Genomic DNA, 14,921 nt, shown 5'->3' on the forward strand with positions numbered 1-14,921 from the left:
GTCCCTGGCTCGACACCAAGGGACCTACCCGGGGTCCCGCCCTCTCGTTCGCCCACTTGACAGACCCACCCACAGCCTTAACGCAATGGTGTTGCCTCGTAGTGGTGTAGCCGATCATGGTCTGTCGCCTCCGCTTACGAGCCGTCCAGTGAGTGCCGCTTTCGGTTACCCAGCGATCGCCACTGGTCCCGGCTCGATGAGCCCCAACGCCGCCTGCAGCGAGGGTAATTCGGGCTGCGACCTGGGGATTCCGTCAGCTTGATCGGCTACACCACGAGAAGGGACGCGACCGTGGCACGGCTGTTGCATCACGTCCTGGCGGTGGTTCATGGTGGACTCGGCTCAGTATTCAAGCGTCGCCGACAGGCCGTTGCACAGACATTGCACACCAGTCATGCCTCCCAGGCCGTGGCCGGTGCGCGAGTGCTGAGGATTCGGCTTCCGCCGCCCGGGTCTAGAGTTCTCAGCCGTAGTCCGGTCCCAACCACGCTCAGGACTACCGCGCGAGCAGCGCCTCTCACCCGTGTGTCCTGGCGGAATGGCCGCAGCGGCGATTCGAAGCCAGATTGATGGTGTGGTGTTGGCGGCCCGGAACGCCTCTCCGATGCATCCCGGGCCGCCTCGTCGCTCTCCTCACCCCTAGCAGGGCTGTTACCGCGAGGGACATGCCCCGGAGGTGGCAGCAGACCGAGTCTGTGCGGGCCGGGCCGTATACCCATCACGCGACCGCGACCGCGACCGCGACCGCGACCACGACCACGACCGCGGCCTCGGCCCGTCCGGGGTTCGTTGATCCACGTACGTTGCACCGTGAATTCCAGATGGTCAGGCGCTCGCGCTTCCGGTGTGCGAGTTGCGCTGGCAGAGATGCCGCTCTCCTTCAGCGAGGCGGGTCAGATGGGAGTGCATCCGGGTTGGCACCCTCGGCCTTGGCTGCGTCGGCGAGGGCCGCGGCAGCGGCTTCTTCCGCCTGAGCCTTGTCGTTGGCGGCCTGGGCGACCATGTCGTCCGAGGGCTTCTCGCGAGTGGCCGGCGACTGGGGCAGCACCTCGCTGAAAGCGCGGGACACGCCCTGGAGTGCGGAGGTGATCTCGCTGGGGATCACCCAGAAATTGTTGCCCGAGCCTTGCGCGAGTTGGGGCAGCGTCTGAAGGTACTGGTAGGCGAGCAGCTTGGGGTCGGGATCGTTGCGATGCACGGCCTGGAACACCTCGTCGATGGCCCGGGACTGGCCCTCGGCCTGGAGGATCGCAGCGGTCCGGTTACCTTCCGCACGCAGGACAGCGGCCTGCTTGTCACCTTCGGCGGTGAGGATCTGCGACTGGCGCTGCCCCTCGGCCCCGAGCACCGCGGCCCGCTTGTCACGCTCGGCTCGCATCTGCTTCTGCATGGCGTCCTTGATGGACTGCGGAGGGTCGATGGCCTTGATCTCCACCCGGTTGACCCTCAGCCCCCACTTGCCGGTGGCCTCGTCCAACACACCACGAAGCTGGCTGTTGATGGTGTCCCGTGAAGTGAGCGTTTTCTCCAGGTCCATGGACCCCACGACATTGCGCAAGGTGGTGACGGTGAGCTGCTCGACCGCCTGAAGGAAATTCGCGATCTCATAGAAAGCCGCTCGCGGGTCGGTGACCTGGAAATACAGAACGGTGTCGATCTCGACAACCAGATTGTCTTCGGTGATGACAGGCTGTGGCTTGAAGGAAACGACCTGTTCACGCAGATCGATCACCGGGCGAACACGGTCGATGTAAGGGATTACCAGGCTGAGGCCGGGATTCAGAGTCCGGTGGTAGCGGCCGAGCCGCTCGACATTACGAGCGCGCGCCTGGGGCACGATCCGGACCGCCCGCACCACGGTGAAAACCGCGATCAGCGCCACAAACAGGCCGCCAATCAACAACGCCGTAGTTTCCATGGTCTCAGTCCCGGGGGTAGACAATCGCGGTGGCGCCGCTGATCTCCATGACGTCGACAATCTTTCCAGGAGGAATCACCAACGTCTCGTCGTAGGCACGGGCCGTCCACTCCTCACCACCGATGCGGACCCTGCCACCCAGGCCCGTCACCTCCGAGACGACATACGCACCCTTGCCGATCAGTGCGTCTACGCCGAACCTCTCCGCTTGAGGCTGGAGAACGTGGCGCAGTGCAATGGGGCGCACAAGCAGCACGCTGACTGTCGCTACGACGGTGAACACCAAGAACTGCAACGGCAGTGGCAGCCCGACCGCGGCGGACCCCGCCGTGACCAACGCGGCCGCACTCAGCATTCCGAGCGCAGCAGTAACGGTGAAGATCTCCGCCGCAGCCAACACGGCCGCGATGATCAACCAGATCAGCCATGGATCCATTTGCGTTCCTCTTCTGACCGGTGCGGTGCGGTGCGGCGCGGAAGGGCCTTACTCCCACCTGCACCCCGATACGGGACAGCCGGATCCCCCTGGAAAAGGGAACGCTGCCGAACCATCGGAGGTAATGTGCGCCCCGAGCCAGCTGCTCCTCCTCTTGTGTCAATTTTACTCGTAGCAGAAGACACGAAAACTCCTCAGCGCGGGCCAGATGAGTGCGAAGGTCGCCGACCCGCTGCTGCACAAACTAAGGGCCTGCCGATCATTAACCTGTCGTCTTGATCTTGCGGTTGAGGTCGTTGTTTTGGTCGGCGACTCTGGCTTGAAGGGTTGCCAGGATGGCCGGTGGGGTGGCGGCCGGCGTGATGGCGATGCCCTGTCCTTCAAGCAGCCGTCTGATCTTCAGCAGGGTGCGGTGCATGGCGGTGCGGCTGCTGCCGAAGAGCACGGCGAGGGGTTCCGCGGCCAGGTTGACGTGCAGGTGGAGCATGGTGGCCAGGACCTGGTCGTCGAAGGTGAGCCGGGGAGGGCGGCCGCGTCGTGTGTCTCCTTGCGGGGCCAGAGTCTGGATGAGCTGTCGCAACTGGTGTGAGGTCAGCCCGGTCAGTGTGGGGTCGGACAGCAGCGCCGGATGCCACTGCGGTGCTGGTGGCCTGCCGCTGCGGGCTGCCGGGACGGCCAGGCTCGGCTGGGGATGCAGGGCATAGTTCCAGTCGCCGTGGAAGGCATGACGGGTTAGCGGCAGGGCCGCCATTTCCGCGTCCCCGACACCGACGCCGGTGGGGTAGGTGTTGGTGTCCAGCTCGGCCTTCACCCGCAGTCCGGTGCGGGTGGTGGTCGCGGCGATCGATTCGAGGATGACCTCGTGGCTGGTCAGGGGGCGACCGCGCCAGTTCATCGTGATGTGGGAGAAGAGCCGGTGCTCAATCTTGTTCCACTTCGATGTGCCCGGTGGCAGGTGACAGACCGTGATGGTCAAGCCGGTTTCGACGGCCAGGCGGGCGAGGTGGAGTTTCCAGGCCCGGGTGCGGTAGCCGTTGGATCCGCCCGCATCCGCGGTGATCAGCAGCCGGGAAGCCTGCGGGTAGGCGGCGTGGCCCTGGTCGTGCCACCAGCGGCGGATGGACTCCACGGCGAACGCGGCGGTGTCGTGGTCGGTGCCGACGTTCACCCAGCCGGTGTCGGCCGCCAGGTCGTAGATGCCATAAGGGATGGCCTTGCCCAGCTGCGGATCGGCGAAGTCATGGACGCGCACCGGCACCGGATCGCCCGTCGGCCGCCAGGAGCGGCCCTCGTTGCGGAAGTCGCCGACCAGCTCTTTCTTCTTGGTGTCCACGCTGATCACCGGTTGACCGGCGTCCCGGTGGCCGCGTGCCTGCTCGTTGAGATACCTGAACTGGGCGTCCCGATCGGCATGCTGACTGCCCTCGAGCGTCTTGGCATTGGCCTGCAGGCGAAAGCCCTCCTGCCGCAACAGGCCGGCGACGGTGTCCGCACCGACCCGATGCCCCTGACGGGTCAGCTCGGCCGCCAGCGTGCGGGTCGACTTCGTCGTCCACCGCAACGGCGACATCGGATCCCCACGCTCGTCCGGCTCGACCAGGCTCAACAGCGCAGTCCGCAGTCCAGGGTCGAGGTCCACGACACGTTTGCGTCCGCCGCCCGGCCGCCGTACCCGCCCCAGCAGGGAGTCGCCCGCCTCCAGGTCGGACATCCCTTTGCGGACCGTCGTCTCACTCACCCCGGCCGCCCTGGCCACGGACCGGGCACCGCTATGCCCCAGTTCCTGAGCCTCCGCGGCCATCAGCAGCCGCCGCTGCCGCTCGTCCAGATGCGGGAACAACACCGCGAACTTCACGGCAAGTTGCTCACGAGTCTCGTCCGGGACGCATACGAAACCGACGAGCCCCAGCCCCGAAAGCAACACCTTGATGATCGGCAGGCCCTTAGAACGCTTAACACAATGAAGCTAACGGCTACATGCAGGCGATGGAGCGGGTGAGGTCTTCTGTGAGGAAGATGGCGAACCGTCGCTGCGAGCCGGTGATCGTCGCCAGGTAGACCCGGGCTGTTCCCGCGGCATGGAGTCTGTCGACGGCTTCGGCCAGCCCGGGGCGAGGGGTAACTCCGGTGTCGAGCATGACCTGATGCCGGTGGGACCAGATGTCCCAGAGCTGGCGTGCAGAGGCGGTCTGGCTCTGGAAGAGCTCGAAGCCAGAACCTGCCTGGAGCTCGGCCAGGGCGGCACGTGCGGAGGTGCTGTCGTCCCGATCGAGTGCGGATTCCAGGTCGTCGCGGTTCATGCGATCAGTCTGCCGGACCTGTCTTCCGGCATGGGCGGTTGCTGGTCAGGTAAGCGACAGCACTTGGCGGTGGGTGATCAGGCAGCAGGCGAGCTTGAGGAAGGCTTCGTGGATGTCGGCTCGGCGTTCCCAGCGGACGCGGAGTCGTTTGAAGCCGTGGAGCCAGGCGAAGGCGCGCTCGACGACCCATCGATAGACCCCCAGGCCGCTGCCGTGGGCGGTGCCGCGTCGGGCGATGGCCGGGATGATCCGGCGGGCCCGGACCTGATCGCGGTGGATGTCGTGGTCGTAGCCGCGGTCGGCGAAGATGACTTGGGGCTTGCGGCGTGGCCGGCCAGCTCTTCCCCGGACGGGTGGGATGGCGTCGAGCAGGGGCATGAGCTGGGTGACATCGTTGCGGTTACCACCGGTGAGGATGACCGCGAGCGGTGTGCCGTGTCCGTCGGTGATCAGGTGATGTTTCGAGCCGGCTCGCCCCCGGTCGACTGGCGACGGCCCGTCTGGAGCCCCCTTTTAGCGCCCTGACGTGGCTGGAGTCGACGACTGCCCTCGACCAGTCGAGCCGAGCGGCAGTATTCAGCTCGGCCAGCAGCATCTCGTGCAGCCGCTGCCAGACACCTGCATAGTTCCAGTCCCGCAGCCGTCTCCAACAGGTCATACCCGAGCCGAATCCGAGCTCCTGGGGCAAGTGTTCCCATTGGATGCCGGTGTGCAGCACGAAGAGGATCCCGCACAGCACCTGCCGGTCCGGTACCGGCCTGCGGCCTGGGCACCTGAACCGTCGTTCCTTCTTCGGCAACAGCGGCTCGATCCGCTCCCACAAGCCATCTGACACGATCCACGGTGAAGCCCCCACGGTCTGGACAACACCGAACCCGCCGAACGGACACGGCCACCAGGGACCGATCCACCTCATTGTGTTAGGCGTTCTTAGCCTCGATCTTTTGTGACGGTCCACCGACTATGTCGGTGGACCGTCACAAAAGATCGAGGCTAACCGCCGCTGGACGAACATCATCAGACTGAGCGGACACTTCCCGCCAGGCACTTCACCACCACGCCAGCCCCGTCCCGCCAGCCGATTCAAGCGACTCTGCCGAACCCTGACCAACTGAAGATCACCAACAGCATCCCGAAAGTGAGCCAGAGCCAATTTAACGGCTCTGTCTCACTTTCGGTGGTGACGCGCTGTCATGGGGGTCGTTGAAGCTCAGGTGAAGGACGTCAACGAGCTTGCACAGGCTGTATTTTCTGGCCTTTCCCCGCTGGTCATCGAGGATGTGACCGATGAAGGTGAGCGGATCCTGGTGCGGGCGCGAACTCCGCAGGAGACTACGGTCTGTCCGACCTGCGGCGCGTTGTCAGAGCGCGTGCACAGCTATCAGGTGCGGAGTGTGGCCGACGTGCCGGTCTACGGACGGCGCGTGGTGGTCCGTGTGAAGGTGCGGTGCTTGGTGTGTCCCACACGCGGCTGCCGGCAGACCTTCCGCGAACAGATGTCGGGGCTGCTGAAGTGCTACCAGCGGCGCACAACCCGTCTGACCAGGCAGATCAAGAATGTGGTGAAGGAGTTAGCGGGCGGGGCAGGGGCACGTTTGCCGGCGGTACTCGCGGCAGGCATGCCACCGACCCACCCGACCACCGACCGCCGTCGAGCGACCGCCGTCGACTCCGAGGTGCCGCACCCGCTCGAGGCCGGCCTCACCACCGTCTCGCCCGAGACACCGAACCGCCCTGGCGGCGATTCGACTTCCCCCGCCCCTCCCCGCGGGAGCGGGCATTCACCCCGGCCCTAAAGGACAAGGCACCCTGCCCGAAAGCACGGTGGAAGAATCTGGAGTCGACGCATTCTTGGAAGACAGATCGAGTACGGGCGCTCCACCGGTAGTACGAGTACAGGTCACAGCGGGGCAATAAAATCAGCCCGGCGGAGTGAAAGGCCCCGACGGGGGCACTCGGGCCCTGCCGCACCGATGGGTGCGCTTTCCGAGGGAAAGAGAAAATCGTGTACATAGGCCTGGGTACCGTCGTCCTCGTCATCGTCATCGTCGCTGTCGTCATGGTGCTGCGCCGCCGCTGACACACGCCCCGCAGGGTCGTTAATGACCCAGGGGTTGCCTCGAATGGCTGTGGAAGGTCTCCACCCACATCGGCTCGTGGAGCTTGCCGTAGGCACAGGTCTCCACTCGGGGTACTGCGATGAAAGCGTGAGGTGCTCGGGGAGCTATCCGCAAGGCAGTGGCGGCATGGTCGGGTTGGGGTTCGGACGACCAGCCAGCCGCTGGCCACACCACGGGCACCGACCTGAGCGGATACAAGGTCGAGGCTACCGACGGCAGTATCGGTAAGGTCGATAAGCACCCGGACGACGTCGACTCCTCAACTGGGTGCCGACTGCGCATGCGGTGACCCCGGCATAGCCTATGTCCGCGCCAGTGACGGCCGTGGCGGGAATCGTTGAGCGGCTGGTGCCAGACGAGCTGTGGGAGCTGTTCCAGCGGGTGGTGCCGGAGGCGCCGTCGCGCCCGCAAGGCGGTGGCCGGCGTCGCCATGGCGACCGGGAGGTCCTGGCCGCGATCGTGTTTGTGGCCACGTCCGGCTGCACGTGGCAGCAGCTGCCCGCAGCGTCGTTTGGGCCGTCTGGTGCGACGGCCCACCGTCGGTTCGCCGAGTGGACGAAGGCCAGAGTGTGGGCCCCAAGCTCCACCGCCTGGTCCTCGACGAACTGGGATCCCGGGGCGACCTGGACTGGTCGCGGTGCGCGATCGACTCGGTGAACATGCGGGCCCTGAAAAGGGGGATCTGACGGGTCCGAATCCTGTTGACCGGGGCAAGAGTGCCACGTGCAGGATGTCGGCGCCGCCGCCCGGCAAAGCTGCACGCGGACAAGGACTACGACTTCGATCACCTACGCAACCGGCTGCGCCGCAGATCGTGCCGTGGATCGCTCAGGGCAGTGTCGGCATCCCCGATACCGGCGGAATGTACCGGGTCGCGATCGAGGACGTCAGCGCCTGGATCGTGGGCGACTTCAGGTACTTCGGCCAGTGGCATGCAACGAAGGCCCCGCCGGTCTGTCCCGGTGGGGCCCTCATGGTGTCCTGGCGCAGGCGAACGTTCTCAGAGCCCGAACGGGGCGGGGCCGCCGAGCAGGGATGATGCGTTCTGGAGCGGGCTGAGCGCGCGCGGGGGTACGGCCGCTTCCGGGGTGCGGCAGGTGAAGCCGAGCCGGGCCATGGCCCGGGTCACTTCCCCGCTCGTGAAGTCGCGGCGATCCTGGCGGGTGATGACCTCGCCGACCTGCTTGACGGGATAGTGGCAGCGGCCGATGATCACGGACTCACCCGTGATCGGCTCGGGCTTGATCCCCTTCATCGACTCCAGCACTCCACTCTTGGAGAGGTCGAACGGGAAGCGGGCAATGACACAGCGCATGAAGCCTCATAGGTAGCGGGAGAGTGCCGGCGGGGCCGGACGGCTCGGGGCGGGACGGCTGGACGCTCAGCAGGAGAGGGCGAGAGCGCCCGGGCCGCGGCGGAGGCGGAGGACATCGCGCAGACGGATCCGGTCCGTGTATGCGGAGCCGTCGCGGACCATGGTGAGCTGGGCCTCGGTGACCGAGTCCGTGTGCTGGTCGTCCTCGTCGCACACGACGAGACGCCCGACACGAGCGCCCGCCATCACGGCCAGGGCCACCTCGACGGTCATGTCGCCCCCTACCCGTGGCCCGGACGCGTCACCCGGGTCGGCGACGACGGCAGGGAGGGTGCCCACGGAACACGGCTGCGTCTGAACGAGCGTCAAAAGGTGCCTCCTGCGGGGTGGGTGTGGTGTGGAGCACGGCGACCTGTCTTCGTTCCGCGGTCACCGGTGAGCGGGAACCGGAGACCGGCGTGCCGGGGGACCGAGCCGCCGGGCCGTAGCCCGGGCCCCGCTCGGTCCCCGGCCACTGCCGGATACCGGACTACTGCTGGGCGGAGCCGCGCGTGGCGGTACCGGTGGACCGGCCCTGACCGGAGCGGCCGCGCCGGCCCCGGGAGGAGGCGGACGGGCCACGGCGAGGACGTTCCGTCACCGGCGCGCGGATGACGACCGGCACGCCCGAGGGAGCCTGGGCGCCCGTGATGCGGCTCAGCTCTTCCTCACCCGAACGCACCTGACTGGTCTGCGGGCTGATGCCGGCAGCCGCCATCAGCCGGCTCATGTCGCGGCGCTGGTTGGGCATCACCAGGGTCACGACGCTGCCGGACTCGCCGGCACGGGCCGTACGGCCGCCGCGGTGCAGGTAGTCCTTGGGGTCGGTCGGCGGATCGACGTTGACCACGAGGTCCAGCTGGTCGACATGGATGCCGCGCGCCGCGACATTGGTCGCCACCAGGACCGTCACATGCCCGGTCTTGAACTGGGCCAGGGTCCGGGTGCGCTGCGGCTGGGACTTGCCGCCGTGCAGGGACGCGGCGCGGACTCCGCTGTTCAGCAGGTGCTCGGTCAGCCGGTCCACCGCGTGCTTGGTGTCCAGGAACATGATCACCCGGCCGTCGCGGGCCGCGATCTCGGTGGTTGTCCGGTGCTTGTCCGCGGCGTGCACGTGGAGCACGTGGTGCTCCATCGTCGTGACCGCGCCCGCGGACGGGTCAACGGAGTGGACCACCGGGTCGGACAGGTAGCGGCGAACCAGCAGATCGACGTTGCGGTCCAAGGTGGCGGAGAAGAGCATGCGCTGCCCGTCGGGACGCACCTGGTCGAGCAGCGCCGTGACCTGCGGCATGAAGCCCATGTCGGCCATCTGGTCGGCCTCGTCGAGGACGGTGATGGCGACCTGGTCCAGTCGGCAGTCGCCCCGCTCGATGAGGTCCTTGAGCCTGCCCGGGGTCGCGACGACGACTTCCACCCCGCCGCGCAGAGCACCGGCCTGTCGGCCGATCGACATGCCGCCGACGACGGTCGTCATCCGCAGCCGCAGGGAACGGGCGTACGGGGTGAGCGCGTCGGTGACCTGCTGGGCCAGTTCCCGGGTCGGTACGAGGACCAGGGCCAGCGGCAGTCGCGGCTCCGCGCGCTGTCCGGCGGTGCGGGCCAGCAGCGCGAGGCCGAAGGCCAGGGTCTTGCCCGAGCCGGTGCGGCCTCGGCCGAGAACGTCACGGCCCGCCAGGGTGTTCGGCAGGGTCGCCGCCTGGATCGGGAAGGGGACGGACACGCCTTCGTGGCCGAGCGCCGCCAGCAACGGCGCCGGCAGGGCGAGGTCGGCGAACGCCTCCACGGCCGGCAGAGCGGGCGTGGTCGTCACCGGCAGCGCGAACTCGCCCTGCGGTGAGACCTGCTGACGTCCATATCCCTTCGACCGGGCGGGAGCGCCGGATCGGCCGGTGGAGACGGCCCCGAAGCGGCTGCCGCCCCGTCGGGTGCCGGCGCCCTCCGAGCGGGTGCGGCTGAAGCGATCGTTCGTGCGCGTGCGGTTCATGCGGAACCTTCCTTGAACGGGCACGTATCAAGGAATTCCCGCAGCGAATGAGCAGCGCAGAGAATTGCGAGAACGAGCCGAATGAAATCAGCACCGAATCGGATCGGTGAAGAATTCCCGCGGGATGTGACGCCTGAGAAGCGACGGCATCCCGGAAACAGGAGGAATGGCAGGTGAAGAAAAAAACGGGTCGTACGAGGACCCGTGACGAGCGTCGAGCCGGGAACCGGACGTGGAGCGGAGGCGGCCCGGATCGGGCCGGCGTGCCCCAGGAGCGGATCACGAGCAGATCGGGCATGGAGCCGGATCGGCATCGGCGGCAGGAGGTCGGAAAATGAGGCGGACCGGTCATCCGGAACCCGGAAGCGCGGTCGCGGGGCGCACGCGCCAGGCATGGCCGGGGACTGCCGGGGCGTCTGCGCCGTGCGCCGAAAAAGCGGCGAGCTGGGGCCCGCACCCCAAGGTGCGGGCCCCAGCTGCGCCGTGTGTGCCGGTGTCAGGCGGAAACGATGTTCTCCGCCGTCGGGCCCTTCTGGCCCTGCGCGATGTCGAAGGACACCTTCTGGCCTTCCTGGAGCTCACGGAAGCCGGAGGAGGCGATGTTCGAGTAGTGGGCGAAGACGTCGGCGCCGCCGCCGTCCTGCTCGATGAAGCCGAAGCCCTTTTCCGCGTTGAACCACTTCACGGTGCCAGTAGCCATGTCAATTCTCCTTCGGGACGGTGCTCGGGTCCCGCACTGTGCGGATCCCGTGTCGCCGCGATGATTAACCCGCCGGAAAATGAATGACCGGAAATACAAAAGAACTCCACCCGTAAGAACAGGGTGGATGCTCGCAAGTTTTTTGGGAACCACAACTGCAACTGCTATCGACAGTAGCACGTCACGATCGATGGTGCGCGGCCGAAAATCTCACAACGCCTGTCGATCAAGAAATACTCATCGCGCCCGACAGCGATTTCTTACGTCGCTGCGACAGATATCGGCTCGCCCCGATCGCAGGGTTTCTTCCCGAAGGTCGTGCGGGGGAGCCCGGGATAGGGGCGAAAATCGAACCCGCGTCGCACGCGTGACGAGGCACGGCGACCGCACGGTACGCACGCGGAATCGAGACCGCTCCGCATGCACCCTCACCCGGTGGGCCGTCGACGGCAAGACCTCACTGCGCGAGATCACCCCCACCGACGGCCTGGCCGCACTCCTGCCCTCCGGTGCCCCCCGCGCCGTCACCGGCAAGGGCCTGCGCTCCCTGTTCCATGTGAGCGGTGCTGCTGTTGCTCCCGGGGGTGCACCGTCATGACGGGGTCGGCGACACCGCGGGCAGCCGGGGTGCCTACCCGCAGTGCCTTTTGGCCCGGGCATGCTGCAACTTGTGGGTGAAGCGGTGCATGTGGGGGTCGAGCAGCTCGCCCGACTCCTCGAGCACCTGCTCGTCGGTCAGCCATCGGACCGCGTCGAACTCGCCTTGGTCGTAGGAGGTGATGCTGTCGGCATCGGTGTCGAGGAGGTACCAGAGCGAGACGTCGGTGTGCGCGCCCGGCCCTCGGGTCTCGGTGACAGTGAGGAAGAAGGGGAGCTCGCCGGTGATCGACGATGCCGTGGCCTCGATGCCCAGCTCCTCACGGCATTCGCGGACCGCCGCGGCCCACGGGTCCTCATCCGGCTCGACGTGTCCGCCTGTCGGCAGCCACAGGCCCGCCTTGCGGTGCGCGACGAGCAGCTGCTGTCCGCGTGTGTTGTCGAGGGCGACGAAGTAACTCACCAAGTGCATCGCAGGAATGTCCGGCTTGCGCACCCGATGGAGCGAGGCTCCGCCGACGATCCACTGCGCGGCGGCCTCCAGGTGGGTGCGCTCCAGGTTGTCCCAGGGTTCGATGGCGTCGACCAACTCCAGAAGGTGAGCGCGCGGCTGATCGTCATGGCCGGTGAACGGATGGTCAGTTGAGGCCATCCGTGCATCCTGGCAGGAAGCACTGACGGGCGATGCAGGCCCTGGACGAGAAACGGACCGCCGCAGCCTCCAGTTCACCAATAACCGCTGCCCACCAGATAGGCGATGTCCACAAGGGCGGCCAGGATCAGCGCTGGTATCGCCAGCCATTTCGCGATGGAGGTCAGTGTGTACGTACTGCTCGCTGCTTGCCTCGTGTAGTGCTCCTGCCGTGCTCCCACATCGTGCCGGGCGAACGCGCCGATGACGAGCGCCACCGCACCGGTGATCAGGCACACGGCGAGCGGGGGGAGCGCTCCGTACGTATGGACATCGTCCTCGATGTTGCCGGACGGCCCTGCATGGCCCCGCTCCACCACCGCTCCCACCGCCGCCGCAATGGCCCATATGAGGGTGAAGACCGTCGCGGCGGCGAGAGTGAGAGCGGCACCGGCGAGGACGGGAGCACGGCGGGACAAGGACGACTGGTCCGTGTGCGTCTGGTGTGCAGTGGTCATCGGCCGCGTCTTGGGACGGCGTGGGGCGTGCGGATGCTCGAGGACCACCGTGTCTCGTTTGCTGTTCGGCACGTGCCTCGGCCTTGTAAGGCCGTCGGAGGAGTCAGGTGCGGGCTCTGCGCGGGGTCCGGGCTCGGGTGCCGGGCCCACCACCGCTTCGACGTGGATCACTGACTCGTCGGCCACCCCTTTCAGCACGATGTCGCCGGACAGGTGTCCCTCGGCTGCAGTGTCGACGTGGACCTCCAGACCACTCAGGGTCGGATCGACCCGCAGCCACGATTTTTGGGGCTGAGCCATGCAGTGACGGGCCAATGGCGGGCCGTGCATGGTCACGGCCTGCTTCCGAGACGGTGAGCCTCTTGGAAGCCGGCCGAAGTCCAGGTGGTCCGGGGACGGTGCCAGGCGGATCTCGTTCAGGGCGTCGGTCGCCAGATCGGCGATCTGCTGGATGTCGTTGCGCGCGACCTCCTCCAGGTGCTGACGCGCCCCTTCCGCCACGGGCAGCTCCGTGTGCTGCAGTCGTCTGCGCAGCTCCATCACGGCGCCCTGCCGTGTAAGGACGTCGTCGCTGTTCATGGCCACTTGCAGGGAGAGCGGCGAGGGAATGGCGACGATCTTGATGCGGCCACGCCGACTGTGCGCCAGATGCAGCTCTCCGTGCATCTCTGCCGCCTTTTTCGGTGTCTGATGGGGGTTCTGCTCCCGTACGTGCCTGTAGACATACTCATACAGGTCGTCGAGGGAGACTTCCCCGTCCTCATCGAGGTCGGCTTCGCCGGTCTCCAGGCCTTCAACCACCGCGTGCGTGAACACCGAAGGCTGCGCAGCGGAGTTGTCGGCGAGTTGGTTGCCTTCGAAGGCGTACTCCATGGAGTCGGACGCGGTGATGACGGCCCAGCCTCGTCCGCTGGCCGGCTCGTCCTTCGCGAACGACTCGAGAACGTTGACTTCTCCGGAAGCGCGCACAGAGGACGATCCCCGGGAGAAGGCGCCGCCGTAACAGCAGTCGAGGAACAGGACGGTGCGGCCCGCCCGGGTGCTGGACATGCAGCTGCGGACGAACTGCGAAGGGACGGCCGTTGCTGCCAACAGCGGGGGATCGGTGTCGCTCGCGGCGAAGTACAGCTCGCCGGACTCACTCTTGAGGCCGTGGCAGGAGAAATGCAGCAGGAGCGTGTCGGCACGGCTGCGGTCGTTGAAGAAACCCTGGATACGCCTGCGCATGAGGTCGGCCGACGCGTTGTGTACGACCCCCACCTCGAAGTCGCCGATCTGTGGGTCGTGCAGCACTTTCTCAAGAGCCGCAGCATCCTGGGCAGGCGCTCTGAGTTTCTTCAGCCCCTGGTCGGCATACTGGTCGTTGGCGATGATCAGCGCATGTCTGGAATCCGTCATGGCTCGGCTCCAGCCGGTGAATGGCGCTGGACGAAGGTCCTGAACGCCTCCGTGATCTGATCGTCGGTAGCCCCGGACACCTCCAAGACGTCATCGCCCATCTGCAGGCGCACGGACGGGCGCGTGTCATGGTGCCGGCCCAGCCACGACCGGATCGCGGTCATCACCTGGTTCAGGGCGGTTGCCGAACTGCCCAGGGCCACCAGCAGGGCACCGATCTGAGTGACGTCCACGGCCCGTGCTCCGGGCGGGACCTCCCCACCGGGGAGCGCTGTGACGTCGTCCACGTCGAGATCGAGCAGTTCCTCGCGCAGGTAGCCAGTCAGCTCCGCCACACGTTCGGCTTCCGCGTCCTCTTCTGCAAGGAGGATTCGCAGTTCGTTCTCCACCGGATCAGCCCCTCTGGTCGTGCTCGTCGGGGCGGCGCAGAGTCAAACTCGCGATGGGCTCTACGTCATCATTTACAGTTTGTGCTGCTCAGAGCTGGATGGCAAGCCGCCGACGGTGGAATAAATTTGACGACTCAACCGTAAGGTTTCTCATTCAACTTGGGATTGCCTGCTGTCTGCCCGTATCGGTTACTGCAAGGACAATTTCTCAACTGCCGCCGATACGTCATCCCTGTTTGGACTATTGCGGCGAGCGCCAATCCCCTCATGCCGTAGAGACTTCTCAAGCGGTCAACTCCATGGTGAGGTCGGCCTGATGGCCCTGTTCGGTAGTTGATCAGGCTCCGGTATCCGCACATGCTGTGCAGCTGACGGGTGTTGCAGAAACAGGTAATCCCGGTGGCGATCTTCAGCCGCCCCCCCCGGTGCGGGCGGCGAAGGAGCGCCAGTGAACGTACTCGCCCTTGAGTACGCCATGCATGAGCCGACACGGCCTGTGGACTGGGTCACGCCGAGCCGGCGGCAGGCCTTTCTGAAACGCCGGGACTGATATTCGCTGCCGTAGCCCGAACG

13 protein-coding genes and 2 pseudogenes are annotated in these 14,921 nt (G+C 66.6%); 3 read left to right on the forward strand and 12 right to left on the reverse strand.

Going from position 1 to position 14,921, the window contains the following annotated elements:
* Positions 1-880: 880 nt before the first annotated feature.
* The 5 genes from ACH4S8_RS43675 to ACH4S8_RS43695 form a co-directional block, all read right to left on the reverse strand.
* Positions 881-1,918 carry an SPFH domain-containing protein gene (locus tag ACH4S8_RS43675; RefSeq protein WP_398404673.1) on the reverse strand — a complete coding sequence of 346 codons (1,038 nt, stop codon included), beginning with the start codon at positions 1,916-1,918 and terminating at the stop codon, positions 881-883.
* Positions 1,919-1,922: 4 nt separating this feature from the next.
* Positions 1,923-2,354, reverse strand: a complete 432-nt coding sequence (locus ACH4S8_RS43680; protein ID WP_398404675.1) for an NfeD family protein — start codon at positions 2,352-2,354, stop codon at positions 1,923-1,925.
* A 262-nt stretch (positions 2,355-2,616) separates the two neighbouring features.
* Positions 2,617-4,209: an ISAzo13 family transposase gene (locus tag ACH4S8_RS43685; protein ID WP_398404677.1), complete on the reverse strand. Its 1,593-nt coding sequence runs from the start codon at positions 4,207-4,209 to the stop codon at positions 2,617-2,619.
* 118 nt (positions 4,210-4,327) lie between these two features.
* Positions 4,328-4,654, reverse strand: coding sequence for a hypothetical protein (locus tag ACH4S8_RS43690; RefSeq protein WP_398404679.1), 327 nt, complete (start codon positions 4,652-4,654; stop codon positions 4,328-4,330).
* Between the two features lie 45 nt (positions 4,655-4,699).
* Positions 4,700-5,570 (reverse strand): IS5 family transposase gene (locus ACH4S8_RS43695; protein WP_398404681.1). Its coding sequence is split into 2 segments (ribosomal slippage): positions 4,700-5,153 and positions 5,152-5,570, totalling 873 coding nucleotides; the frame shifts between segments, so codons are not numbered across the junction.
* A gap of 277 nt (positions 5,571-5,847) precedes the next feature.
* Between ACH4S8_RS43695 and ACH4S8_RS43700 the strand changes: the two are divergent.
* Positions 5,848-6,276 (forward strand): annotated as a pseudogene (locus tag ACH4S8_RS43700) (transposase family protein); the annotation flags it as partial.
* 801 nt (positions 6,277-7,077) lie between these two features.
* Positions 7,078-7,586, forward strand: a pseudogene (locus ACH4S8_RS43705) (transposase); the annotation flags it as partial.
* 188 nt (positions 7,587-7,774) lie between these two features.
* On the opposite strand, the gene ACH4S8_RS43710 reads toward ACH4S8_RS43705, so the two are convergent.
* From ACH4S8_RS43710 to ACH4S8_RS43725, 4 genes are all read right to left on the reverse strand, one after another.
* On the reverse strand, positions 7,775-8,089 hold the full coding sequence (locus ACH4S8_RS43710) for an SCO5918 family protein (RefSeq protein ID WP_398404683.1): 315 nt from the start codon (positions 8,087-8,089) through the stop codon (positions 7,775-7,777).
* A gap of 66 nt (positions 8,090-8,155) precedes the next feature.
* Positions 8,156-8,362: a hypothetical protein gene (locus ACH4S8_RS43715; RefSeq protein ID WP_398404685.1), complete on the reverse strand. Its 207-nt coding sequence runs from the start codon at positions 8,360-8,362 to the stop codon at positions 8,156-8,158.
* Between the two features lie 256 nt (positions 8,363-8,618).
* Positions 8,619-10,115, reverse strand: coding sequence for a DEAD/DEAH box helicase (locus tag ACH4S8_RS43720; RefSeq protein ID WP_398404687.1), 1,497 nt, complete (start codon positions 10,113-10,115; stop codon positions 8,619-8,621).
* A 496-nt stretch (positions 10,116-10,611) separates the two neighbouring features.
* Complete coding sequence (locus ACH4S8_RS43725; RefSeq protein WP_103550103.1) at positions 10,612-10,815, reverse strand: cold-shock protein; 204 nt, start codon at positions 10,813-10,815, stop codon at positions 10,612-10,614.
* A gap of 367 nt (positions 10,816-11,182) precedes the next feature.
* Here ACH4S8_RS43725 and ACH4S8_RS43730 point away from each other — a divergent pair, with 367 nt between their 5' ends.
* A complete protein-coding gene (locus ACH4S8_RS43730; protein ID WP_398404690.1) occupies positions 11,183-11,413 on the forward strand; it encodes a hypothetical protein in 231 nt (76 codons plus the stop codon).
* 33 nt (positions 11,414-11,446) lie between these two features.
* On the opposite strand, the gene ACH4S8_RS43735 is transcribed toward ACH4S8_RS43730, so the two are convergent.
* From ACH4S8_RS43735 to ACH4S8_RS43745, 3 genes are all read right to left on the reverse strand, one after another.
* On the reverse strand, positions 11,447-12,064 hold the full coding sequence (locus tag ACH4S8_RS43735; protein WP_398404692.1) for an NUDIX hydrolase: 618 nt from the start codon (positions 12,062-12,064) through the stop codon (positions 11,447-11,449).
* Positions 12,065-12,138: 74 nt separating this feature from the next.
* Entirely contained in the window at positions 12,139-13,959 is a 1,821-nt protein-coding gene (locus ACH4S8_RS43740; protein WP_398404694.1) for a caspase domain-containing protein, read from the reverse strand.
* Positions 13,956-14,348: a hypothetical protein gene (locus ACH4S8_RS43745; protein ID WP_398404696.1), complete on the reverse strand. Its 393-nt coding sequence runs from the start codon at positions 14,346-14,348 to the stop codon at positions 13,956-13,958. Before ACH4S8_RS43745 ends, ACH4S8_RS43740 begins: the two co-directional genes overlap by 4 nt.
* Positions 14,349-14,921 lie beyond the last annotated feature (573 nt).

This window comes from Streptomyces sp. NPDC021080, assembly GCF_044333225.1.
Lineage (GTDB): Bacteria > Actinomycetota > Actinomycetes > Streptomycetales > Streptomycetaceae > Streptomyces.